The sequence below is a fragment of the Nocardia aurea genome, assembly GCF_003123685.1.
GTDB lineage: Bacteria > Actinomycetota > Actinomycetes > Mycobacteriales > Mycobacteriaceae > Nocardia > Nocardia aurea.
Map to the genome: position 1 here is coordinate 630607 of NZ_QCYJ01000103.1, position 23890 is coordinate 654496.

The following is a 23890-nucleotide window of genomic DNA, read 5'->3' on the forward strand; positions in this document are numbered from 1 at the left end:
CCGAAACGGGCGCCGACTTCCGATATCAGCCGACGTCGGACAGGTACTGGTTGTAGAAGAGGCCGAGGCCGAGGGCCGCCGAAATTCCGGAGAGCAGCCAGAAGCGAATGATCACCGTGGATTCCTTCCAGCCGCTCAGTTCGAAATGGTGGTGGAACGGCGCCATCTTGAAAACTCGATTGCCGGTGGTGCGGAACATCGCGATCTGAATCATCACCGACATGATCTCGGCGACGAACAACGCGCCGACCAGGGTGGTCAGCAGTTCGGTGCGGGTGGTGATCGACAGACCCGCGAGCAATCCGCCCAGGGCCAGCGATCCGGTGTCGCCCATGAAGATTTTCGCGGGCGCGGCATTCCACCACAGGAAACCCGCGCACGCGGCCGCGCCCGCCGCGCAGACGACACCGAGGTCGAGCGGGTCGCGCACGGTGTAGCAGCCGACATCGGGGGTGCGCGAGCACGCGTTGGTGTACTGCCAGAACGTGATGATCATGTACGCGCCCAGGGTCATTCCCATGGAACCCGCGGCCAGCCCGTCCAGCCCGTCGGTGATATTGACCGCGTTGGACCACGCGACCACGAGGAAACAGACCAGGATCAGGAACAGCGACGGCGGAAGTAGAACGGTGGCGATGTCACGGACATCGGACAGATGCCTGCTCCCCGGGGTCGCCCCGGTCGCGTCCGGAAAGCGCAGTGCGAGAACACCGAAGATCACGGCGGCGGAGATCTGTCCCACGTATTTGCCGGTCGCCGTCAATCCCAGATTGCGTTGTCTGCGCAATTTGATGAAATCGTCGAGGAATCCGACGAAGCCCAGTGCCGTGGCCAAACTCAGCACCAATAGTCCCGATGCCGACGGTCCGGTGGATTCACCGCCCATCTCGATGAGATGCGATCCCAGATAGCCGACCCAGATCCCGATGACGATCGCGATACCGCCCATCGTCGGCGTACCGCGTTTGCCCTGGTGACTCTGCGGGCCCTCGACCCGGATCTCCTGCCCCAGCGCGCGGCGCGCGAATATCTGGATCAGCAACGGCGTCAACGTGATCGACACCGCGAGCGCGATCAACGCCGAGAACAAGATCTGCCTCATCCACACCCTCACTACCGCCGAAATCCTCGGCCGCGACCCCACGGGTCGACCGCCCGTCAGACCATAACCAGCCGACGGGTTTCCGGCACGCCCTGCGCGAGATCGCCCGACCTCCGCGCCCCGACCATCGGGCTACCCGCCGGTCGGACGGACCGCTGGGATCGTCGCGCCGAGGCAGGCGTATGCCGCGACGATTCAGACCGGCGTGACAGGAAGGTACGAGGATCGGGAACTTCCCGCGGACGCGCTCGGCGAGGTGGAGCGGCTGTTCGAGCTGCGATCACTGGGGAGTTCCGTCGGATCGAAGAGAGCCGCACCCGAGGGGGATCAGCGGGCAGGTGTGTAGCGGATACCCCAGGTCCGTTCGGTCGACTCGCCCGGTGACAGCCAGTGCAGACCGCGACCGGAGTTGAGTGCGTCCGGCGGTGCGGACATCGGTTCGATCGCCACGGCGAGGCCGATACCGTCGGGGCGCGGGAAGTTGCGCGGGGTGAACACCTGGAGGTGACCCCATCGGTCGTCCTGTATCAGGTCGACGGTGGCACCGTCGGGTGCGGTGAGCCGGGCGGCGACACCCTCGCGGGGGACGACCTCGCCGAAGGCGGTGTCCAGATCGAGGTCCCCGACCCGGACACCCGCGCGCAGATCGTTGCCGGTTCCGTCCACGGGACGCTCGCCGACCGGGTTCTTGCGGTCGTCTGCCTCGAACCAGGTGCCCGCGTGCGCGGTGAGCACGAGATCCTCGATCGGGGTATCGCCCACGCGCAGGTACGGGTGCGCGCCGACGGCCCACGGCGCGCGACGATCACCGTGGTTGACCACGCCGTGCGTCACGGTGAGTCCGTCGGGGCGCAGCTCGTACCGGACGCGGGTGTCCAGCAGGAACGGCCACCCGTGCTGCGGCGGGATCAGCGCGCCCAGGGTGACGGCTTCCTCGGAACGGTCGAGCACCGTGTACTCGGTGTTGCGCAACAGACCGTGGATCGCGTTGGCGCGGGCCGGTTCGGTGATGTCGAGCCGCTGTTCGACGCCGTCCAGGGTCCAGCGGGCGTCGCGGACCCGGTTCGCCCACGGCACCAGGACGATGCCGCAGCCCAGCGGCGGTGGCGCGTCCGCCGACACCGGTTCGGTCACCGCGACCCCGGCGACGGTCAGCGAGCGCAGCACCGCGGCGACCGTGCCGATCTCGGCGCGGGCGCCGTGCGCCTCGAGCGAGATCGTTCGGCCGGTAGCGGTGGGAACCGATTCGAGCACGTCGCGAGCCTACGGTGCGCATCGGTGGTTATCGTGGGGCGGTGCCCTCCGAAATCGTCAAGCGCGCGGCGAAGCTCGCGGACGGCCGCGACCTCTTCTACTACGACGACGCGGATACCGTGCTCGGCCCGCGACGCCGGATCGACGCCAGGCGCCTCGGCCCGCGTCCCGGCACCGCGGTGATGCGCCAGGACGTGCTCACCGGGGAGTGGATCTCCATCGCCGCCGCCAGGCAGAACCGGGTCGTCCTCCCGCCCTCGGATCGCGACCCGCTCGCGCCGCAGACGCCGGAGAATCCGTCGGAGGTGCCCGATATCTACGATGTCGCGGTCTTCGAGAACCGTTCGCCGTCGTTCGGGCCCGCGCTGGCGTCGCAGGTCACCGGGGAGCCGCCCGCTCCGTCCGGACTCGACGACACGACCGCGCTCGGCATCGGTCGGGAGCGAATGGCCGTGGGGCGGTGCGAGGTGGTGTGTTTCAGCCCCGCGCAGCGCGGTTCCTTCGGCACGCTCGGCACCAGTCGCGCTCGCACGGTGATAGAGGTGTGGGCCGACCGCACCGAGGAATTGTCCGCGTTGCCCGGCGTCGAGCAGGTGTTTCCGTTCGAGAACCGCGGTGAGGCGATCGGGGTGACGCTGCATCATCCGCACGGCCAGATCTACGCCTACCCCTATGTCACCCCGCGTACCGCGCGACTGCTCGACGCCGCCGCCGGGCTCGGTTCCGACCTGTTCGCGCGCGTTCTCGACTTCGAGCGCGACGGCGGACGCGTGGTGCTCGAGGGTGAGCATTGGACCGCTTTCGTGCCGTTCGCGGCCCGCTGGCCGATCGAGGTGCATATGCTGCCGCACCGCCACGTCCCGGATTTCGCGGGTACCGACGAGGCCGAGCGCGCCGAACTCGCGACGCTGCTGCCGCGTCTGCTGCGCGGGGTGGACGCGCTCTACGAGACGCCGACCCCCTACATCGCGGCCTGGCATCAGGCGCCGGTGCGGGTCGGGCGGGACGCGCTGCGTCTGCATCTGCAACTGACCTCGCCGAGGCGCGGCGCGGACAAACTCAAATATCCGGCGGGTTCGGAGGCGGCGATGGGCGCGTGGGTCGGCGATATCCCGCCCGAGGTCGCGGCGGAGAGCATCCGGGCTGCGGTGGCCTCGGCGTGAGTGTGCACGAGTTGTTCGACGCGTCCACCGGCCGGACCGCACACGGCGTGGAGGCGGTGGTCTCGGCGTGAGCGATGTGCGCGAACTGTTCGGCACACTCACCGGCCGGGTCGCCGACGGGGTGTGGTCGGCTCCGGGCCGGGTCAACCTGATCGGTGAGCACACCGACTACAACGAGGGTTTCGTGCTGCCGTTCGCGATCGATCGGCGCACCGTGGTCGCCGCGGGTCGGCGCGACGACGGTCTGGTGCGGGTGGCGAGTACCTTCGCCGCGGAACCGGTGCGGGTCGAGTTGACGGATCTGGCGCGCGTGCACGCGGAGGGGCGGTTGCGCGACTGGGCGGCCTATCCGCTGGGGGTGGTGTGGGCGTTGGGCGAATTCGGCGTCGATCTGTCCGGGGTGCCGGGTGTGGATCTCGTCATCGATTCGACCGTGCCGGTGGGAGCGGGCCTGTCCTCCTCGGCGGCGATCGAGAGCGCGGTGGCGCTGGCCCTGACGCAGCTGTGGGATCTGGACTTCTCCCGGGAGACGCTGGCGCGGGTGGGGCAGCGGGCGGAGAACGACGTGGTCGGCGCGCCGACCGGCATCATGGATCAGTCCGCTTCGCTGCTCGGCAGTGCCGATGCCGCGGTCTTCCTGGACTGCCGTTCCCTGGTGGCCGAGGTGGTGGCACTCGGTTTCGCGGAGGCGGGCCTAAAGGTGCTTGTGATCGACACCGGGGTCCGGCACGCGCACGCGACCGGCGGCTATCGGGACCGGCGGGCCGCCTGCGAGGCGGGCGCCGCCGCGCTCGGGGTGCCCGCGTTGCGTGATGTCGGCATCGACGACCTGAGCGGGGCGCGGGACCTGCTGGACGAGACGACGTTTCGGCGCGTGCGCCACGTCGTCACCGAGAATCAGCGGGTACTCGACACCGTGCGCACCCTGCGTACCGACGGCCCGGCCGCGATCGGGGCGCTCCTGGACGCCTCGCACGTGTCGATGCGCGACGATTTCGAGATCTCGGTGCAGGAATTGGATGTCGCGGTGGAAGCCGCCACGTCGGCGGGGGCGATCGGGGCGCGGATGACCGGGGGCGGATTCGGAGGCGCCGCCATCGCGCTCGCCCCGGCCGACGCCGTGCCCGCGATCTCGGACGCCGTCGAAAAGGCGTTCGCGACAAGACGTCTGGCCACCCCGACCCGGTTCACCGTGACACCGTCCGACGGTGCCCGCCGCGACGGCTGAGGGCGAAACCGGTGATCGGTCCCGAGTTCCCACACCCGAGGTTCAGGCGCCTGGCTCGCCGGTCGGCGACGCCGGTATTCACCGTTTCCGGCGCAGCGCGATCCACGTGAGCACGGCCGCCGATCCGGCGGCGATGGCGGCGATCGGCACGTGGTTCCTGCGTGCCGAGTCCTCCACGTGCTTGCCGATGGCGTCGAGCGGCTCGCGCACCGAGTCCTTCGAGAGCACCTGTTCGTTCCGATCGAACGTCCCCGCCTCGACCACATGCGGGAACCGCGTCACCGTGTCGTCGCGGGAATCCGATGCGGGACCGGGTCGATCTTCCGATTCGCCGGGCATGTGATGTGCCATGGACCGTCACCTCCTCAGTCGCGCCTACCCGCTGGGTCCGGCGGCAAACGGCGTGGACGAATCGGCCGGATCGGCTGGTTCCCCGTCGAGTGCCCGCTAGGGGTAGTCGGTTTCGGTGTATCCGAGATCGGCCGGAGGTCGCGTGGGCGCCGTCGAGGGGTTTTCCTCGACGCCGGGGTTGTCCGCCCACATCGCGATGGCGGCCGCCGCGCGGGAGACCTCATCGATCCGCGTCACACCCCGGGTGGTCGGGGCCGACGGGACGCCCTGTGCCGCACGCTTGGGGAGCGCGGGTCGTTGCCCGGACTCGTACGGCTGGTTGTCTTCAGGGCCTTGGATGTATTGCATGGGCGCGACCTCGGTGTTCGGTGTGTGTCAAGGATGACGACCGGGTGTCGCACCAGGCCTGAGCCGGTCCGACACGCTCGCTCGCTTCCGTGGTGTGCCCCGCCACTCGGGTGGGAAAACATTCCGAGACCGGACGGCAACAAGCGGGTGTCGGTGACTACATATCACACTCTGTTCACTCGAGCGCGGCACGGAGTTCCGCGGCGAAGTGGTAATCGCGCTGCCAGTCGGGACCGGTCGGGGCGAGGATCACCCGTTCGATGCCGAGCGCGGCGTAATCGTGCAGGAATCCGGCGGCGGCCGGGAGGTCGGCGGGCAGGGTGGGCGCGACGACGGTGACCGCAGGTGTCGGCCTCCCGTACTCCTGCGCGAGCGCGCGGAGGTCGGCGATATCGGCGGGGATCTGTTCGCGCGCCGGATTCAGGACGATCCACCCCCCGGCGTAGGCGGCGGCGCGGCGGCGGGCGCGAACGCCGTTGCCCGCCACCAGGATCGGGGGTACCTGTGCGCCGGGCGTCAGGGTGATCTCCAGGCCGTCCGACAGCGTCGTCGGCGCGCCGGAGATCAGGCCGGGAAGGACGGCGAGCGCCTCGTCGGTGCGCCTGCCGCGCTGCTCGAACGGCATACCCGCCGCCCGCCACCCGATATCGCCGTGCGCGGGATTGCCGGTCCCGACACCGAGGAGCAGCCGGTTGCCCGACACGTACTGGAGGGTGGCGATCTGCTTGGCCGCCCAGGCGACGGGCCGCAGCGCGAGCAACATGACATTGAAGCCGATCCCGATCCGATCGGTGACCGCGGCGGCGGTGGCGAGGGTGACCGTGCTGTCCAGCATCGGCGCGCTCGCGATGAGATGGTCTGTGGACCAGACGGATTCGAGCCCGACCTGTTCGGCCAGCCTGGCGCTCGCCCGCACGTCACCGAGGATCGGCTGTGCGGGGTCGGGTGTGGACGTGGGCAGAATGACGCCGAGTTCCATGATTCCTCCGGTGCGTTGTCGCGATCGAACTTCCGACAACGCTATGAGCCCGCCGTGAGCATTCCAATGCTCCGAATACTCCACTGCATATCCATGACGCTCATCTCGCACCGGTCTCGAATCAATCCGCACCCGGCCGTCGCAGAGGGGTGCGTGAGCTGCTCGGCCATCTGGGCGCGCTGTATCTCCCGTATCGCGGCGAGGGTATCCGGCCGCCCTGGGGCAGTGACGAACTCATCGATCTCGTCGGGCTCACCGACCAGGGCGATGCCAGGATCGCCACCCTGTCGGGCGGGCAACGCCGCAGGCTGGATGTGGCGATCGGGCTGCTCGGCCGCCCGGAGTTGTTGTTCATGGACGAACCCACCGCGGGTTTCGATCCCGCCGCGCGCCGCGACTTCCACGATCTGGTGCATCGGCTGGCCGATCTGGAGGAGACGACGGTGCTGATGACGACCCACGACCTCGACGAGGCGGAGAAGTTGGCCGACCGGATCCTGATCCTGGCCGGTGGTCGGATCATCGCCGACGGATCTGCGGCGGAGTTGACCCGCGCGGTGGCGGGCGAAGCCGAAGTGCGGTGGAGCCTCGACGATCGGCATTTCGTCCACACCACCTCGGAGTCGACGAAATTCGTCCACGAACTGTTCGGCCAGCACGGCGCGGAGGTCCGGGAACTGGAGGTGCGCCGGGCGTCGCTGGAAGAGGTCTACATGACCCTGGTGCGTCGCCACGAATCGGGCGAGATCGACGGCGCCGTCCGCACTCTCGCGGAGGTCGGCCGATGAATCCCACCGTGACCGCGTTCCGCGTCGGCCTGGCGCGCGGACGTATCGAATTGCGGCAACTGTTCACCGCCGCCCCCGATCTGATCGGGCAGTTCCTCACTCCCGCCATCGCACTCGCGGTGCTGTACCTGATCCGTGACCGCGACTACGCCGACACCGGCATGTCGATCGCCGAACTCGCGCTGCCCGGACTGATCGGCAGCATCGTCGCGTTCAACGGTCTGTTCGCCATCACGAACGTGCTGGTACTCGATCGCGAGGACGGTACGTTGCTGCGGGCCAAGACCGTCCCGAAAGGCATGATCAGCTATTTCGTCGGCAAGATCGTGGCGAGTGCGGGATCGGTGTGCGCGCAGGTGGTCGTGGTGCTCGCCGTGGGCGCGGTGATCATCGGCGGTTCCGCCTTCGACGGTCCGGGGGCGTGGGCGGGCTTCGCCGGAATCATGCTGCTCGGTCTGCTGGCGACCCTGCCCGCCGGTGCGATCCTGGGCGGTGTGCTGGAGGGGCCGCGCGCCACCTTCCTGTTGACCGTGCCGCTGATGGGTCTGGTCGCGATCTCGGGCATCTTCTATCCGCTGACGGCCCTGCCCGGATGGTTGCAGGGGGTGGCGCAGGCGTTCCCGATCTACTGGACCGGACTCGGCATGCGCTCGGTGCTGCTGCCTCCCGAGGCGGTCTCCGTCGAGATCGGTGGGTCGTGGCGTCATCCGGAAATGGTCGGCGTGCTCGGTGGGTGGGCCTCGGCGGGGCTGGTGATCGCGCCGATAGTGTTGGCACGCATGGCGCGACACGAATCCGGATCGAGCATGGCCACGCGGCGTGACAAGGCGATGCAGCGTGCCTTCTGAGGTCATCCACAACCGTCTCGCGATGCTGCGCGCCGAGCGCGGCATCTCGCGACGGGAGCTGGCCGAGGCGCTGGGAGTCCACTATCAGACGGTGGGCTACCTCGAACGCGGCGAGTACAGCCCGAGCCTGTACCTGGCGCTGCGGATCGCCGCCTATTTCGAGGTCGCGGTCGAAGTGGTGTTCTCCACCGAGCCGTTCCCCCGTCTCGGATCGAGTGCCGACACCGCCTGAATCGCCTCGGTCGGCGGCACCGGCGCGGGGGAGTCGGCGGGCGGGCGGTCACGGGGGAGGCGACGATTGTCGGCGCTACTGTATTGCTATCTGTAGTCTTCTCCGTAAGATGGCGGACAGCGTGTGAGGAGCGATGGATGCAGAGAATTATCGACCCGGCGATATCCACCTGGCCGGAAGCGGATTTCCGGCTGGTCGGCGGCGCGTGCGGGGACTGTGGCGCGACGGTGTTCCCGATCCAGGATCTGTGCCCGCGGTGCAGTCGGCCCTCGGTCCGGAAGATCACGCTGCCCTCGACCGGGACGTTGGTGGCGTGGACGACCCAGGGGTTCCTTCCCGGCGCGCCCTATCTGGGTGACGAGACGCCGAAGACCTTCGTGCCGTTCGGGGTCGGGCTGGTTCAGCTCGGTGACGTCATCCGGGTCGAGGGCCGGTTGACCGAGAACGACCCGGAGAAGCTGGAATTCGGGATGCGGGTCGCCCTGACGCCCGTCCCGCTCGGTACCGACCCGGAGGGGAACGAGGTCATCACCTTCGCCTTCCGACCCGCCGCGCGGCAGGAGATCTGATATGAGCAACGATGTCGCGATCATCGGCGTGGGTATGCATCCCTTCGGCCGTTTCGACGGTAAGACCGCCATGGCGATGGGGACCGACGCGATCCGCGCCGCGCTGGCCGACGCCGGATTGGAATGGCGGGATATCCAATTCGCCGTGGGAGGTAGTTGGGAGGTCGCCAATCCCGACGCGATCGTGGGCCTGATGGGTTTGACCGGAATTCCGTTCACCAATGTCTTCAACGCGTGTGCCACCTCGGCGAGTGCCACCGAGGCGTGCGCGGACGCGATCCGGCTCGGGAAGTACGACATCGGCATCGCGATCGGCCTGGACAAACATCCGCGCGGGGCGTTCACCGTCGACCCGACCCTGGTCGGCATGCCCAAGTGGTACGGCGAGAACGGGCAATATCTGACCACGCAGTTCTTCGGCATGAAGGCCAATCGCTATCTGCACGATCACGATATCTCGGTGCGGACGTTGGCCAGGGTCGCTGCCAAGAACTACCGCAACGGTGGTCTGAATCCGAACGCCTTTCGTCGCAAGCCGGTTTCGGAGGAGGAGATCCTGGCCGCGCCGATGCTCAACTACCCGCTGACCCACTACATGTTCTGCGCGCCGGACGAAGGCGCGGCGGCGGTGATCATGTGCCGGGCCGATATCGCGCATCGCTACACGAGCAAACCCGTGTACGTGCGCGCGGTGGAGGTGCGCACGCGCACCTACGGCGCCTACGAGGTCAATACGACCTACGCGCCGGTGGAGGAGGACGTGTCCCCGTCGGTGTACGCCTCGCGCGCGGCCTTCGAATCGGCCGGACTCTCGCCCGAGGACATCGATGTGGTCCAGTTGCAGGACACCGACGCGGGCGCGGAGGTCATCCATATGGCCGAGGCGGGGTTCTGCGCGCACGGCGATCAGGAGCGGTTGATCGCCGACGGCGCCACCGAGATCTCCGGCTCGCTGCCGGTGAACACCGACGGTGGGCTGATCGCCAACGGGGAACCGATCGGCGCGTCGGGTATGCGTCAGTTGCACGAGTTGGTGCTGCAATTGCGTGGTACCGCGGGCGAACGCCAGGTCGCCGGCGCGCCGAAGGCGGGGTTCGCGCTGCTCTACGGTGCGCCGGGTACCGCGGGGGCGACGATCGTCACCACGTGAGCGTCGAGGCGGTGGCTCGTATCCGCCGGATCAGTCGCGGCGGATGCGGGCGAGCCAGGCGGCGGTGTCGATCGGGCCTTCGGTGGGCAGGCCGTGGCGGGCGGCGTCCTCGGCGACGACCTCGGTGACGCGGCCGCGATAGAAGGTCGGGCCGAGCTGTTCGATGGTCCAGCCGTCGGCGAAACCGTCACGGATGACGTTCTCGCCGATTCGCGGGCCGAAACCCTTCTCGGTATCGGAAAGGGCCAGGACGATGACGTGGCCGCCGGGGACGCACAGGCGGCGCAGGGCGCGCACATAGGTGGCCCGTCCCGCGGGGTCGTCGACGAAGACGTGGAAGAGGGCGCTGTCGAGGACGGTGTCGAATTCGCCGAGCGGCTCGACGGCGGGATCGGCGAAGGTGAGCAGATCGGCGACCTCGAATCGCGCTCGCGCGACCCCCTTGGCGACGGCGTTGCGGCGCGCGTACGCGACGGCACTGGGTGACAGGTCGACGCCGAGCACGTCGTAGCCGAGTTCGGTCAGGGCGATGGTGTGTTCGCCCGCGCCCGCCCCCGGATCCAGGACGCGACCGCGAATCCAGCCGTCGGCCTCGGCGGCGACGATCGCGGGCTGCGGCGCGCCGATCACCCAGGGGGCGGTGTCGTTGTCGTAGACGATGTTCCAGTTGTCCGGGTTCTGTGTCATGGTCCCAGCCTCGGACATCAACCATGGTTCAGGTCAAGTATCGCGGCCGTCTCATCGAACAGATTTCTGGGAAGACGAATCGAGCACTCCCGCAACCACTTCCGCCATCCGCGCGCGAAACACCTCGGGCCCGAAGGATTCCGCGTGCGCGCGGATGACGGCCGGGTCGTAGATCTTCCCCGTGCCGAGGGCCTCGGCGAAGCCGGTCACGACCTCCTCGTCGGTGCCGAACGGGATGTGCGCGCCGGTGACGCCGGGGGTGACGGTGTCGAGCGCGCCGCCTTCGCCGACCGCGAGAACCGGTGCGCCACAGGCCATCGCCTCGACGGGGACGATGCCGAAATCCTCCACGCCCGGCATGAGCAGGGCGTGGCAGCGGCGGTACATGTCCACCAGCACGTCGTCGGGGGCGGCGCCGAGGAAGGTGGTCTCCGATCCGGCGATCGCCTCCAGTTGACGGCGGTAGCGGCCGTCGCCCACGACGACCAGCCTGCGACCGGAACGCTGCGCGATGCGGATCGCGAGATCGGGACGTTTGTAGGGCACGAGACGTCCGGCGAAGAGCAGGAAATCCTCGCGCGGGACGGCGGCGTCGAGGGAGAAGCGGTCGAGGCGGACCGGCGGGTTGACCACCACCGCGGGCAGATCCCACCACTGGCCGACCCGCGCGGCGACCGCGTGTGAATTGGCGACGACGGTGTGCAGTCGCGGCGCGGCGGCGCGTTCGGCGCGACGGGCGACCGCGCCCAGCGCGACCAGCGCCGCGCGACCGGCGAAACCGCCCGCCTCACGGGCGCGGAAGGCGGGATCCCAGGCCCAGCGCGCCGGGCTGTGGACGTAGGCGACGACGGGCGCGTCGGTCGCGAACACGGCCTGAACGGCGAAAGCGTGGTGGCTGACCACCACCGCGTCGAACCGGTCGCGCAACGGCAGTGCGCGCAGGGCGCGCGGGACCAGCGGTAACAGCGGGGCGTGCGAGCGACGGCCGGTCGTGGCGTGCACGCGCGAGAGCCAGGTGGTCTCGATGGTGTCCCACGGCGGATGGGCGATGGCCGGAGCGCGCGCGGGGTCGACGATCGGCGCGTACACCGACGCCTGCGGCCAGGTGCGCGCGAATTCGCCGACCACGGCCTCCGATCCGCCGTATTCGGTGAATCGTTCGTGTACCAGGGCGATACGCGGTTCGCTCACAGCACCGCTCCTTCCAGCCGTCGTGGGTCGGCGAAACGGCGCAACGCGGGTGCGACCGGTCTGCCGGTGAGATGTGGGTCCGCGCTGCCGTCGTCGAGCGCGCGCCGATACAGCCGCGCCGCCGCGCGACAGGCGGCGATCGTGTGGTCGATATCGGCGTCGGTATGGGCGGCGGAGGTGACGAAGGACTGACCGAGCACCCCGTGGCGCAGCAGCTCCTGGAGGAACAGGGTGCGGAATTCCTGGGAGGCGACGCCGTCGGGGTCGAAGGTCTGGAAGATCAGGCACGACGACCGTCCGGCGATCCGCAGCCGATCGGCGATTCCCAGGTCGGCGGTGATCTCCTCGAATCCCGCGCGCAACCGCCGCCCCGCGTGTTCCATGCGCCCGATGGGATCGGTGGTCGCGTAGGCGTGCACCACCGCGCGGAAGGCCGCCAGCGCTCCGGTCTCCGGTCCGTGGGTGGTGGAGAGCAGGAAGACACGCGCCCGGTCGGTGCGCAGACCGCCGAGTTCCATGTACTCGCGCTTGCCCGCCAGGGCCGACAGCGGGAAGCCGTTACCCATCGCCTTGCCCCAGCACGACAGGTCGGGCACCACCCCGTACACCCGCTGCGCGCCACCGGAGGACCAGCGGAATCCGGTGATGATCTCGTCGAATATCAACAGCGCGCCGTAGCGGTCGCACAGCGCGCGCACCCCTTCGAGGTAGCCGGGCAGCGGTTCGTGCAACGCGGTCGCGGCTTCCAGCAGCACGCAGGCGACCTCGTTTCCGGCGAGGACCGCCTCCAGCGCGGGGAGGTCGTTGTAGGGGAAGCGCACCGTCGGCGGGGCGGGGATGCCGCTGTCCATCGCCGTGGTGCCGATGAACCAGTCGTCGACGGAGAAGAAGGGCTGATCGCAGGCGGCGACGGTGAGCCGCCCGGTGACGGCGCGGGCCAGGCGCACGGCCGCCGTCGTCACGTCCGAGCCGTTCTTGGCGAATTTGACCATATCGGCGCCGGGGACCAGCGCCAGGAAATCCTCGGCGGCCAGCAGTTCCAGTTCGGTGGGGCGGGAGAAGTTCACGCCGTCGGCGATGGCGGCGCCGACCGCGTCGACCACGGGACGGTATCCGTGTCCGAGAGTGACCGAGCGCAGGCCCATGCCGTATTCGACGTATTCGTTGCCGTCGCGGTCGACGACCCGGCATCCGTTGCCGCGCACCAGGATCGGGGCCATGTGCTCGGGATACTGGTCGTCGCCCCTGGCGTAGGTGTGCGCGCCGCCCGGTACCAGCTCGTGCAGGCGGGCCCGCGCGGCGTCGCTACGGGCGAAACTCCTCGACGTGGTCGGGTCCATGCTCGTTCCTCTCGGTTCTCAGCAGCCGAATTCGGTGGCGGCCTTGAGATATCCGGCGCTCTGACGCAGATACATCCACGCCTGGAATGCGAGGTCGGACCGGCTCGGGCTGGCCACCATGGTCAGCTCGCCGTCGAAACATTTGCCGACGATGTAGCGGGCGCGCGACACGTGCGGGGTGAAGGTGACGACGATGATGTGACGCCAGTTCTCGGCCTCGGCGCGGCGCCGGATCTCCTGCGCCTCACCCCGGGTGGTCCACGGATCGGGCTCGAAACACGCCACCCGGAAAGGGAATGCGCCGTCGCAGTACTTGGCCATCCAGGGGTCGTCGAGCCCGGTCGAGGCCGAGATCACCAGTTCCGGCGCGAGCCCCCGCTCGGCGAGGTCGAGTCCGATGTCGAAACGTTCGTAGGCCGTGCCGCCGAGCACGACGATCGCGTCGGCGGGCCGCAGCGGGTCGACCTGCGGGTACACGTAGACCGGAAGTCCCGCCACGACGACCGTCGCGAGGAACGCGAGCAGACCGACGGACAGGAGGGCCAGCCGATGTTTCCGGCGTCCGGGTAGGCGCGCGTACACGGCCTACCGTCCCGGTCCGTCGTGGTCGGCGGTGGATGTGGTGGAGACGATCGGCGGGCGCGCCGTCATTCACGCACCTGCACGATGCGGCGGCCCCACCGGCGGCGCACCGGCACCGTGACGATTCCGGTGAGCGTCGCCCCGGCGCCCCTCAGCGCGTTCAGGTCGGCGGTGACGCCGTCGAGGCTACGGGCGGGGAGTTCGACAGCCGCGACGGTCGCGTCGCATTTCGCGGCGACCGCGAGCGCGTCGGTCCCGCTCGCCGCGACGACGACGTGGTCGAACCGCGCCTCGGCGTCGGTCAGGACGGTGTCGAAACGATCGGAGGCGAGCAGATCCGAGGTCGTCGGATCGGCGTCGCCGAGCGGCAGCAGCGAATAGGACTGCTCGCCCGGCGCGAGCACCGCGTCGGCGAAGGCCGATTCGTTGCGCAGCAGCGCGCCGAGTCCGCCCGAGCGCGCGGCGCCGGGCTGCGACGGGGCGAGAGGGTGCGCGGGTGCGGCGATATGCGGCGGTGCGGCGGGGCTCGCACCGCCGCCGACCGGCGGTTTGGCCGGGATCTTGCGCAGATCCAGGACCGTCGTGCGCTGGGCCGCGTTCTCGAACAGCATCTCGCCGCCGTCGGTCGCCGCGACGGGCACCGGGACGACGGGGGCGGACTGACCGTTGTGGTGCACCGGCCATTCGCCCTCGGGGGCGAGCGGTCGGTCCGCGACGGCGGGCGTCGCGTCGGCGCGGACGACATCGGCCGCTGTGACGACGGTGCGCCCGGCCGCGGTATCGATCAGCAGCACCCGCGCGCCGGTCGCGGCGAGCGTATTCGCCAGGCCGCCCGCCACATTCGGCGCGGGCAGCGGGCCGAGCGACGAGATCAGCACCGATTTCGCCTGCTCGGGCAGCCGGGCGCGCAGTGCGCGCAGGTCGTCGGTCTCCGATTCCGCGCCGGGGGTCACCGAACCGAGAATCGGTCCGAGCGAGGCCAATTCGGTGGCGGCGCGCACCGTGCGGTCCAGCCGCTCCCATACGAACGCGGCGCCCGCGCCGAGTACGAGCCCGGCCAGGATGCCGAGGGCGAGGGTTTTCGTCGACTGCGGTCCGCTCGGGTCGGTCGGACGTTCCGCGCGGTCGACCACCGCGACCCTGGCGGCGGGCGCGGCGGTGCGCTCGATGGTCTCCAGATCGTCGACCAGCGCGCGCAACTGCGAGACGACCTCGTCGGTCATCATGCGGCTGCGTTCGGGATCCTCGTCGGTGACCGTCACCGTCAGCAGCGTGGTCGCGGGCGGGGCGTCGACGGTGATCTTGCCGCGCATCTCGTCGCGGGACAGCCGCAGCCCGAGCTGGCCGATCACCCGATCCACCACGGCGTCGCTGGAGACCAGTTCCAGATACGAGCGCACGCGCTGCTGCGCGGCCAACCCGCCCTGGTAGGAATCGGCGACCGAGGTTCCCGTCGCCATCGAGACGTACATCGTGCTCGAGGCGGAGTAGGTCGCGGGTGTCGACTGGATCTGGAACGCCGCGAGCACGACGCCCAGCACCAACCCGGCCAGCAGAACCGCCCAGCGCCTGCGGGCGATATGCAGGTAGTCGACAAATCCCATTATTCGCTTCCTTTGCTTCCCACGGACACCGGCACCGCGGTTCCGGTCGTGGTCGTTCGTTGTCTGTAACGCCGCCATTCGACGACCACGAGGTGGGTGAGCCACGCGAGGACGACGACCTGGAGATATTTTCCGAGAGTTTCCGCGCTGCCGAGCATTCCGCGTTCGAAGACCACGGGCACCTCGATCAGCGCGATGCCGAACATCACGGCGGGCAGATGTCGCGAGTACAGCGATCGCGACCAGCAGACGAGCACGACCGCCGTGAACGCCACACCGACCACGACACCGGCGGTCCCGCCGATCACGTAGCCCTCGTTGACATTGCCCTCGGCCAGCGAGACCGAGATCTGACTCATGTCGACCGAAGCGCCGCGCACCTCGGTGGCCCACGCGGTGCCCGACTGTAGCTTCGGCTCCGCCAGCAATTGACCGGGGATCATGCTGCGCGCGAGATGGCCGACCACTTCCCCCGGCGACAGCCACGTGGACGGGCCGGTGTAGTACGCGTCGGTGGCGGCCTCGAGCAGATCGAACCGGCGCAGCAGACCGAGGAAGGGCCGCACGGGTTCCGGGTAGGCCGAGTCGATGAGTTCGGCCTGGGCGCGCAGATACGGAGTCGACTTGAGCGATTGCAGCCAGTCGAATCCGGCGATGCCCGCGATCGACACCGCCCCGATACCCGCGATCTTGCCCCGCGACCAACCGGTGAGGGCGAAGCGCACCGCGATGGCCAGCGCCGCGCCGAGTACCGGCGTCTTGGACTGGATCGTCGTGGTCCACCACAACTCGCCCAGCATCAGGATGCCGAGCAGCAGTGCGGTGTTCACCGGTTTGGCCGAGCGGTAGAAGACGATCAGTCCGACCGCGCCGAGGGTGGCGGGCATGGTCAGCAGGCTCAGGATCGGCGAGGCGCTCTGCACCTCACCGGCACCGCCCGCGGCGCCGGTGGCGGCGGCGGCCAGCCTGGCCATGGTGCCGAGTACGTAGAGCACGCCGAGGGTGGCGGTCAGATCGGGGTCGCCCGCGAGCACGGCGACCCGCGGTGTCCGATTCCGTCGTGACCACAGCGCGTAGCCGAGCACCAGCAGCGCGTACACCGACAGGCCGAAGGCCACCGGGCGCAGCACCTCGCCGATCGCGACGTCGTAGCCGAGCGCCGCCAGCCGCGGATCGGCCACGTTGTCACCGAAATGCGGGTCGGGCAGGACCGTGAGCAGCACCGCGGGCCGGGCCACGTAGGACATCGCCCAGTACAGCGCCTGCGCGACGAGGAGAACCCGGAGTACGCCCGAGGTCAGCGCGGCGGCGACCACCATGGTGGCCAATGCCGCCACGATGACGAGGATTTCGGGTTCGAGGGCGGGCATCGTCACGGCCGCACCGCGCTATCGGTCCAGCGCATGCAGGATCTCCCCGGCTCGATCGGCATAGCTGTGGCCGCCGTCGATGATGCGGCGGAAGCCGGCTTCGGCGATCTTGGCCACCTGATCCGGATACAGCGACGCGCGCTCGAGGATCTCGTCGAGTTCGTCGCGGCTGGAGAACAGGAACGCCTCGGACCCGTCCTCGAGCAGTTCGGCGTGTTCGTCGGTGCGCTCGCCGACGAACAGACCGCCCGCCGCGGGCACCTCGAAGGTGCGGCAGGTGTGGGTGTCGCGGTTATCGGAGTTGAGCAGCACCAGGTTCGCGGTCACCGACGCCACCGTCATCGAGAAGTCCTGGCCGTAGACCGCGCCCGCGACTTCGGCGCGGGTGGTGCGCAACTGGCGCACCCGTCGCCAGCCGGGACCGGCGACGAGCAACTGCGCGCCGTAGGCCCGTGCGAGCGAGACCATGCCGTCGCGGCGGTCGGGCCTGCACGCTCCGATGAAACCGACCAGGTACTGGCGGGTGGTGCGCCGGGCGCAGGGATGGTGCCAGGCGGGGTCGTAGGCACTGCGCACGAAGAGTGCCTCCTTCGCGCCTCGCTCGAGCAGTTCGGGCACATTGTGCCGTTTGGTCGTCACCACCAGATCCCACTCGGATTCGTGGGTCAGGTAGTCCGATGTCGTGTTCACCGGGTTGGCGACGTCGTCGGGACTGTAGTGCACATGCAGCCTGGCCGGGATATCGAGCAGCCTGCGCTGGTCCAGATGGACCGATTTGAAGGCGAAGACGAGGTCGGGACGCAGTTCGGCCGCGGCACGCTCGATCCGGGTGTGGACGTGCTCGACCGTCCACGGCGCCCGCTGCTCGTGGGATTTCGCGTACAGCCACGACGGCGACAGCCGCGGCGGCAGGGTCGCCGGGGTCGAGTCGACCATGATGACCTCGTGGCCGAGCCGCCGGAAACCCTCGGCGAGTGAGCGTGCGTTGCTTCCGAGCCAGTCGTCGCCGACGAAGAGGATCTTCATGGCGTCCGCCTTTCCGAGACCGTGGGCGAGGGTGCGGCACGCGCCGCTCTGCGTTCTCGTGCCATCAACCCGCGCATCCGCGCGAGATACCAGATCGCGACCGCGATCTCGGCGGCGACGATGCCGCCGACCAGGGTCCACACCGAATGGGACCGCACCGCCAGCAGCAGCGCGATTCCCGCGACGACCGTGCCGGTCACCGCGCCGATCAGCACACCGACGGTGTCCTGGCGCACCGGCAGCACCGCGGTGGTGACGAACGAGGTCACCGTGGTCGCGGGCAGGATCAGCACCTCGAGTCGCAGCACCGCCACCGCCCCTTCGAATTCCTGGCCGAAGACCAGGGTGACGATGGTCGGCGCGGCGAACCACAGCCCCGCGCACGCCACACACGCCGCGAGCACGCAGGCGGCGAGCGCGCGATGGGCGTCGGGCCAGAACCGCGCCTCGCCGCTGCGTTTGGCCATCCGTGGCAACAGCGCGAACCCGATCGGGTCCAGCATCGACTGCACCGCGCGCACCAACCGGTCCGAGGCCGAGTACAGGCCCAGCGACACCGCGTCGAGCACCGATCCGTAGACGGTGGCCGACCCCTGGCCGTAGCTGGTCGTCATCAGTCGTCCGGTGACGACGGGCGCCGCCGTCCGCAGCATCGCGAACACCCCGCGCGGCCGGGCGGGCGGCCCGAAACCGCGCCAGGTGTCCCACCAGGTCAGCACGACGCTCACCGCCGCGTTGGCGAGTAGGCACAGCATCGCCACGCTCGCGGTCGGCCAGTGCGGCAGCGCGACGAGCAGCAGACCGAGATAGGCGAGCCGGGCCACCGCTTGGTAGACGGTCGACGCCCCGAAACGGCCCTGTCCGATCAGGACCCAGTCCTCCGACATCGACCAGAAACCGCCGACGAAAAGTCCGAGCAGGATCATGTGCAGGTGTTCGGGCACCCTGAGGGCGATGCCGACGGCAAGGGCCAAGGTGAGCACGCCCAGCAGTGACGCGCGGATCGCGAGATAGGTTCCGCGCGTGCGGTTCACCGAATCGCGACGCACGCCCGTCTCCTGCACGCGCGCCGCGAGGAACGAGGTGATTCCGAGGTCGACGACCAGCGACCCGAGGAAATACGACGACATCCCGATCGCCAGCAGACCGAGTCCCGCCGCGCCGAGCACGCGCGCGATGATCGGCAGGGTCGCGACCGTCACCAGGTACTGACCGTATTTGCCGAAGCTGACGTAGGCGATATCGCGCAGCACGCCGAGCAGTTCGCGGGTGCGCGAGGGCTCCGCGGGGTTCTCGGGCAGCGACGTCAGCAGGGAGACGGTGAGCACCGGGAGTTTGACCGTCGGCGGGTCGACGTACTGCACCGGCAGTATCTCGGTCGGCGGATCGAATTCGGGCGCGCGCAGACCGTCCAGCGAGACCGGGTAGTAGCGCGGGCGGATCCGGATGGGGACCGTGCGCTCGGTGGGCAGCGTCATCGCGACGCCGCCGAATCCGGGTCGGAAACCGGTGCGCGCCCGCGCACCACGGTGTCGAGCAGTGCGGTCACCGAAGCGGCGGTCGCCTCGATGCCGAAATCCGCGGCGCGTGCGCGCGCGGATTCGCCGAGCCGGGTGCGCAGTTCGGGGTCGGCGATGAGCCGGTCGAGCGCGGCGGCGAGCGCGGCCACGTCCCCCGGCGCGACGAGCAGTCCATCGTGTTCGGTGCGAACGATTTCGGTGGGACCGCCCGCGTCGGCCGCGACGACGGCGCAACCCGCCCGCATCGCCTCCACGACCACCTGGCCGAACGGTTCGGCCGTCACCGAGCAGTGCACCGCGATATCGGCCCGGGCGAATTCGGGACCGGGATCACCGAGATGACCGGTGAATTCGACCGGAACCGCCAGTTCGGCGGCAAGGCGCTCCAATTCGGCGCGATAGTCCTGTTCGTCGAAGAAGGTGCCGCCGACCAGTCGCACCGTCATGGGCCGGTGCCGCAGCAGGGCCACCGCGCGCAACAGCACATCCTGGCCCTTCCACGAGGTGAGGCGTCCGACCATGACGATCCGCACCTCGTCCGGCGCGCGCTGGGCCTCGCGCTCGATCGCGGGACCGGGTTCGAGCCCCGGATAGGCGACGGTGTGCGGCCTGCGCCGGGTCAGCAGCGTCCGCAGGGTGGCACGGCTGTTGGCGACGACCCCTCGCGCGGCCGACCAGCCGAGTACACGCAGCCCGAATGCCAGCGGGCCGCCGAAGTATTCACCGGAGATCCGGTCGTGGACCTGCCAGACCAGCGGCACCCCGGCCCGCCGGGCGGCGATCGCGCCCATCAGCAGCGCCTTGGTGCTCTGCGCGACCACCACGTCGGCCCCGGCCTCGGCGACGGCGGCGCCGAGACCGCGACCGAGTCGCACCAGATCGGCCGCGCCGCGGAGCAGGCCGAGCGGTCCGGATCCGGAGATGGTCAGTGAGCGGCTGTCGAAATCGTTGCGCCACACCGTCACCGGGATCTCTCGCGCGCGCAGCAACGCGACCAGCGGACCGTCCTCGGTGAGCAGCATCGACGCGCGCACCGACCCGCCGCGCTCCAGCGCGGTGAGCAGGCGCAGCGTCGCCAGTTCGGCGCCAGACGGCGCGGCGGTGTGGGTGAGGAAGACGGCGGTGATCATCCGGCCAACTCCCGGTACAGGTTCACGTGCCGTTGGGCGGCGACGGCCCAGGAGAAGGTCTCCGCGTGCGCGCGGCACCGTGCCGGATCGGGCAGGTCTCCCGACAGCGCGGCGGCGAGTCTGGCGGCCAACGCGTCCGCGTCACCCGCCGCGACGATCAGCGACGGGTCGAGCCCGCGTACCGAGTCGGGGAGCCCGCCGCAGTCGGTCACCACCGGCGCGCGCCCGGACGCCAGCGATTCCAGTGCGATCAGCCCGAACCCCTCCAACGCCACCGAGGGCACGACGGTGCACGCGGCCCGCGCGTACAACTCGGCGAGCCGTTCGTCGGTCGCGGTGCCCTCGAAGGTGACGGTGTCGCGGTGCTGGGCGGCCTGTTCGCGCAACGCCGCCTCGGCGGTGCCGGTGCCGACGATCACCAATCGCGCGTCGGGGCACGCCGCCACCACCGCGGGCCAGCCGCGCAGCAGGACGTCGATTCCCATCCGCTGTTCGAGCCTGCGCACGCACAGCACCAGCGGTCGCGCGGTGGCCTCGTCGCGTTCGCGCAGCGGGAAGCGGTCCAGATCGACACCGGGCGGCAGCACTCGAACGGCCTCGGGCCGTATCCGGTAGTCGGCGACGAGCAGATCGCGGAAATGTTCGGACAGCACGACGAACCGGTCCGCCCCGCGAGCCCGCAGCCGTTCGATCGCGAATTTGGCGCGGACCGCGAGTGTTCCGCCGCCCGCCATCCGGCTCTCGGCCGCCCACGGGCCGTGGAAATGCACGACGAGCCGATGCCCGCGACGGGCGGGCGGCCCGTAGAGCGCGAAATGCCGGTCCAGGATCACCGGACCCGCGCCCGCGCGGTCGAGGTAGGCGGTGCGGGCGCGTCGCAGGGTCGATCCGCCGACCGGACCCCACGAACCGCCGCCGTCGGGCGCGGTGCCGAAGGCGGTGGAGGAGACCACGACATCCAGACGGGCGGCGAGCGCGCCGTGCAGATCGGTGAAATAGCGGTTCAATCCGCCGGGCGCGGAGCCGAACCATTCCGATCCGGTCATGTGGACCCGCACGGGGTTCTCCGACGCCGTCATCGCCGCAGTCCCGTCAGTGCGAGCGCGGTGGTGCGCACCCGCAGCCGGTGCAGTACTTCGCGGGCCAGGCGCAGATCGCCGACGGCCACGTCCAGCGGTGAGAGCAGGCGCGGGCAGTCACGGGCGAGCCGGTGATGGAACCGCAGCAGTTCGGTCAGTTTGCTGAACGTCGAGGTCCGGCTGCACAGATTGAACGTGGAATCGCGCCAGGCGGCGGCGACTTCGGTGAGTCCGTAGAACAGGCCGAACTGGCCGACGCGGGCGAACAGGTCGACATCCATCGGGAACACCAGATCCCCGCGCAGTCCGCCGACCTTGTCGAAATGCTCGCGCCGGAACATCGCCGCCGCGGTCGGGCCGAAATCGGCCGGTCCGCGTCGCACGATGGTGCGCGCCAGGGAACGGGGAGTGTGCACACCGTCCAGGCCGGGCAGTCCCAGATCGGTCTCGAGCAGTTCGCCGCCCTCGTCGATGACCTGGAAACGAGAGGAACTGATCGCGAAGGTGCGGTCACGCATGACCTCGAGCTGCGCGGCCAGCGAGCCGGGCAGCAGGATGTCGTCGGCGCACACGACTTTGACCAGGTCGCCGGTCGACAGGTGGATCGCCCGGTTCCAGTTGTCGCCGATGCGCAGGCTCGAATCGTTGCGTTCCACCCGCAATCGCGGGTCGTCGAACGACGCCGCGATCTCCCCCGTGGCGTCGGTGCTCGCGTTGTCGAGCACGAGCAGTTCGAAGTCGGCGTCCTGGCTCAGAATCGAGCGCAACGTCGGTTCCAGAGTGCGTCCGGCTTGGTAGGCGGGGACACATACCGAAAGGCTGACCACTTCCCCTCCTTTTAATAGGATAAATCTGATAGAAATAAGTTCGGCAACATGGCGGCAATACGATGTGAATTGTCGGTGGACGCGGCACGGCAACCGAGGGCCGACATCACGTTTTCGCGGGAGAATCGGCGGACAAGGCGACCTAGCACAGAAGGAATCGCGTCCAACACGCCGAATCGGTGCGGGGGGAATGGTCCGGCGGCACTCGTAGTGGCCGTGTCCCGGGAACTTTCATACTGCCCTTGTCTGTAATGCCCTGAATTCCGAATGAAAGAATCGGCAGAGCAATAGAAAAGCTATCTCGAATTACCTGGGGTGGGAACCCCGATTCACCGCACGTGGTCGACTTCACAGCGGCGCCACCCCTGCCAGCGCACTATCGGATCGGCCGCTCCCCGGAAATCGCGGACGGTTCGTCGATGAACCAGCGTCCGGCCAGTTCGGGATATGTTTCCTCGACCTCGTCCCGCAGGTCGGGAATGGTCAGCAGCACCCGGTCCGGGTCGGCGGCGACCAGGTCGAGCGGACCGATGATCGGCACGTCGGTGCCGGGCATCCGCCTGCCCTGTTTGGCGGGGGAGGCGTCGGCCACCGCCGCCAGCAAACCTCTGTGCACACCGGCCCGGCACAGCAGCGCGACGGCGCGCGAGGCCGCGCCGTAGGCGTAGACCGTCGATCCCTGGGCGGCGAAGTCTTCCAGTCGATCGCGCAGCGCCGCGGTGTTGCGGTCGGCGGCGCGTTGCAGTCCTCGCACCAGGTCGGGGTCGTCCATGCCGTGCTCGCGCGCGAGCACCCGCCCCAGCGATTCAGGCCCGTCGATGTCGATGACGGTGGTCTCGGCCGCCGCGTCGTGGACGGCCGCGATCAGCACGGTGCCGCCGTACAGATCGAATTCCCACGCGGCGATCGCCGACAGACCGGCCGTGCGGAGCAGTGTGCGCAGTACGGCCAGTGTGTAGTAAGCGAAGTGACCGTGCCGCAAGGCATTCCACTGTTCTCCCGCCACGATGGTATGCAGCGAATGGTACTGCACGAGCAGTACCCCACCGGGCGCGGTGGCGGCGGCCCGCGCGGCGAAGGCGGCACGCTGGTCCGGTTCGTGCATCAAGCCGAAGCTGTCGAGCACCACGTCGGCGGGTCCGTCGGTCGGGCTGAAACCGCGTTCCGCCAGCAATCCCAGCCAGCTACCGCCGTGTGGACTACCGAATTCGCGCACCGTCGTACCGCGCAGCACACCCGCCGACGCCACCCGCGCCACCGCGTCGGCGGCCTGTTCGCGCAGTGCGCGCGGCTCGACCCCGCGCGGTTCGGCGGTATCGGTGTCGTCCGCGCCGAGTTGGGCGAGCCCGCAGCGGCGGCACAGCGTCATCGACAGGGGATGGGCGGCCTCCTCGGGCCGCACCGGTGATGTCGCGGCGGGGAAGTGGTCGGCGGCGGGCATGCGCCCCAGATCGAGGACGGTCTCCAGGTCCCGGCCGCCGCACGCCCGGCAATCGGTGCTGACGACGTCGCTCATCGGGGA

At 69.6% G+C, this 23890-nt stretch carries 24 protein-coding genes; 7 read left to right on the forward strand and 17 right to left on the reverse strand.

Translation table 11 applies throughout. From position 1 onward, the window contains the following. Positions 1-25: 25 nt before the first annotated feature. Positions 26-1102 carry a phospho-N-acetylmuramoyl-pentapeptide-transferase gene (gene mraY, locus DAT37_RS24090; protein WP_109527066.1) on the reverse strand — a complete coding sequence of 359 codons (1077 nt, stop codon included), beginning with the start codon at positions 1100-1102 and terminating at the stop codon, positions 26-28. Between the two features lie 327 nt (positions 1103-1429). After that, positions 1430-2356, reverse strand: coding sequence for an aldose 1-epimerase family protein (locus DAT37_RS24095; RefSeq protein WP_109527067.1), 927 nt, complete (start codon positions 2354-2356; stop codon positions 1430-1432). Positions 2357-2397: 41 nt separating this feature from the next. Here DAT37_RS24095 and galT point away from each other — a divergent pair, with 41 nt between their 5' ends. Then, a complete protein-coding gene (gene galT / locus DAT37_RS24100; protein ID WP_232839955.1) occupies positions 2398-3519 on the forward strand; it encodes a galactose-1-phosphate uridylyltransferase in 1122 nt (373 codons plus the stop codon). Positions 3520-3586: 67 nt separating this feature from the next. After that, positions 3587-4747 carry a galactokinase gene (gene galK, locus DAT37_RS24105; RefSeq protein WP_109527068.1) on the forward strand — a complete coding sequence of 387 codons (1161 nt, stop codon included), beginning with the start codon at positions 3587-3589 and terminating at the stop codon, positions 4745-4747. 78 nt (positions 4748-4825) lie between these two features. On the opposite strand, the gene DAT37_RS24110 is transcribed toward galK, so the two are convergent. From DAT37_RS24110 to DAT37_RS24120, 3 genes are all read right to left on the reverse strand, one after another. Continuing rightward, positions 4826-5098 (reverse strand): hypothetical protein, encoded by a 273-nt coding sequence (locus tag DAT37_RS24110; RefSeq protein WP_157978639.1) that lies wholly within the window; start codon positions 5096-5098, stop codon positions 4826-4828. Between the two features lie 96 nt (positions 5099-5194). Continuing rightward, entirely contained in the window at positions 5195-5446 is a 252-nt protein-coding gene (locus DAT37_RS24115) for a hypothetical protein (RefSeq protein WP_109527070.1), read from the reverse strand. 175 nt (positions 5447-5621) lie between these two features. After that, a complete protein-coding gene (locus tag DAT37_RS24120; protein WP_109527071.1) occupies positions 5622-6425 on the reverse strand; it encodes an LLM class flavin-dependent oxidoreductase in 804 nt (267 codons plus the stop codon). A gap of 149 nt (positions 6426-6574) precedes the next feature. Here DAT37_RS24120 and DAT37_RS24125 point away from each other — a divergent pair, with 149 nt between their 5' ends. The 5 genes from DAT37_RS24125 to DAT37_RS24145 all read left to right on the forward strand — a co-directional run bounded on the left by DAT37_RS24125 (position 6575) and on the right by DAT37_RS24145 (position 10012). Next, on the forward strand, positions 6575-7213 hold the full coding sequence (locus tag DAT37_RS24125; protein ID WP_232839956.1) for an ATP-binding cassette domain-containing protein: 639 nt from the start codon (positions 6575-6577) through the stop codon (positions 7211-7213). Then, complete coding sequence (locus tag DAT37_RS24130) at positions 7210-8061, forward strand: ABC transporter permease (protein ID WP_109527073.1); 852 nt, start codon at positions 7210-7212, stop codon at positions 8059-8061. Before DAT37_RS24125 ends, DAT37_RS24130 begins: the two co-directional genes overlap by 4 nt. Next, entirely contained in the window at positions 8051-8293 is a 243-nt protein-coding gene (locus DAT37_RS24135) for a helix-turn-helix transcriptional regulator (protein WP_109527074.1), read from the forward strand. The genes DAT37_RS24130 and DAT37_RS24135 overlap by 11 nt, the downstream gene beginning before the upstream one ends. Positions 8294-8430: 137 nt before the next feature. Further along, entirely contained in the window at positions 8431-8862 is a 432-nt protein-coding gene (locus tag DAT37_RS24140; protein ID WP_109527075.1) for a Zn-ribbon domain-containing OB-fold protein, read from the forward strand. Between the two features lies 1 nt (position 8863). Further along, positions 8864-10012 carry a thiolase family protein gene (locus DAT37_RS24145; RefSeq protein WP_109527076.1) on the forward strand — a complete coding sequence of 383 codons (1149 nt, stop codon included), beginning with the start codon at positions 8864-8866 and terminating at the stop codon, positions 10010-10012. A gap of 30 nt (positions 10013-10042) precedes the next feature. On the opposite strand, the gene DAT37_RS24150 is transcribed toward DAT37_RS24145, so the two are convergent. From DAT37_RS24150 to DAT37_RS24205, 12 genes are all read right to left on the reverse strand, one after another. Then, complete coding sequence (locus DAT37_RS24150; protein ID WP_109527077.1) at positions 10043-10699, reverse strand: class I SAM-dependent methyltransferase; 657 nt, start codon at positions 10697-10699, stop codon at positions 10043-10045. 51 nt (positions 10700-10750) lie between these two features. Beyond that, positions 10751-11890 carry a glycosyltransferase gene (locus DAT37_RS24155; protein WP_109527078.1) on the reverse strand — a complete coding sequence of 380 codons (1140 nt, stop codon included), beginning with the start codon at positions 11888-11890 and terminating at the stop codon, positions 10751-10753. Next, on the reverse strand, positions 11887-13230 hold the full coding sequence (locus tag DAT37_RS24160) for a glutamate-1-semialdehyde 2,1-aminomutase (RefSeq protein WP_109527079.1): 1344 nt from the start codon (positions 13228-13230) through the stop codon (positions 11887-11889). The genes DAT37_RS24155 and DAT37_RS24160 overlap by 4 nt, the downstream gene beginning before the upstream one ends. An 18-nt stretch (positions 13231-13248) precedes the next feature. Next, positions 13249-13812 carry a YdcF family protein gene (locus DAT37_RS24165; protein WP_109527080.1) on the reverse strand — a complete coding sequence of 188 codons (564 nt, stop codon included), beginning with the start codon at positions 13810-13812 and terminating at the stop codon, positions 13249-13251. A gap of 65 nt (positions 13813-13877) precedes the next feature. Further along, on the reverse strand, positions 13878-15416 hold the full coding sequence (locus tag DAT37_RS24170; protein ID WP_157978640.1) for a hypothetical protein: 1539 nt from the start codon (positions 15414-15416) through the stop codon (positions 13878-13880). Continuing rightward, positions 15416-16786 (reverse strand): hypothetical protein, encoded by a 1371-nt coding sequence (locus DAT37_RS24175; protein WP_109527082.1) that lies wholly within the window; start codon positions 16784-16786, stop codon positions 15416-15418. Before DAT37_RS24175 ends, DAT37_RS24170 begins: the two co-directional genes overlap by 1 nt. Before the next feature lie 18 nt (positions 16787-16804). Then, positions 16805-17812 carry a CgeB family protein gene (locus tag DAT37_RS24180; RefSeq protein WP_109527083.1) on the reverse strand — a complete coding sequence of 336 codons (1008 nt, stop codon included), beginning with the start codon at positions 17810-17812 and terminating at the stop codon, positions 16805-16807. Further along, a complete protein-coding gene (locus DAT37_RS24185) occupies positions 17809-19290 on the reverse strand; it encodes a lipopolysaccharide biosynthesis protein (RefSeq protein WP_109527084.1) in 1482 nt (493 codons plus the stop codon). The genes DAT37_RS24180 and DAT37_RS24185 overlap by 4 nt, the downstream gene beginning before the upstream one ends. Continuing rightward, positions 19287-20462, reverse strand: a complete 1176-nt coding sequence (locus tag DAT37_RS24190) for a glycosyltransferase family 4 protein (protein WP_109527085.1) — start codon at positions 20460-20462, stop codon at positions 19287-19289. Before DAT37_RS24190 ends, DAT37_RS24185 begins: the two co-directional genes overlap by 4 nt. Further along, entirely contained in the window at positions 20459-21508 is a 1050-nt protein-coding gene (locus tag DAT37_RS24195) for a glycosyltransferase family 4 protein (protein ID WP_109527086.1), read from the reverse strand. The genes DAT37_RS24190 and DAT37_RS24195 overlap by 4 nt, the downstream gene beginning before the upstream one ends. Before the next feature lie 29 nt (positions 21509-21537). Beyond that, entirely contained in the window at positions 21538-22368 is an 831-nt protein-coding gene (locus DAT37_RS24200) for a glycosyltransferase family 2 protein (protein WP_109527087.1), read from the reverse strand. 376 nt (positions 22369-22744) lie between these two features. Continuing rightward, complete coding sequence (locus DAT37_RS24205; RefSeq protein WP_109527386.1) at positions 22745-23884, reverse strand: class I SAM-dependent methyltransferase; 1140 nt, start codon at positions 23882-23884, stop codon at positions 22745-22747. Positions 23885-23890 lie beyond the last annotated feature (6 nt).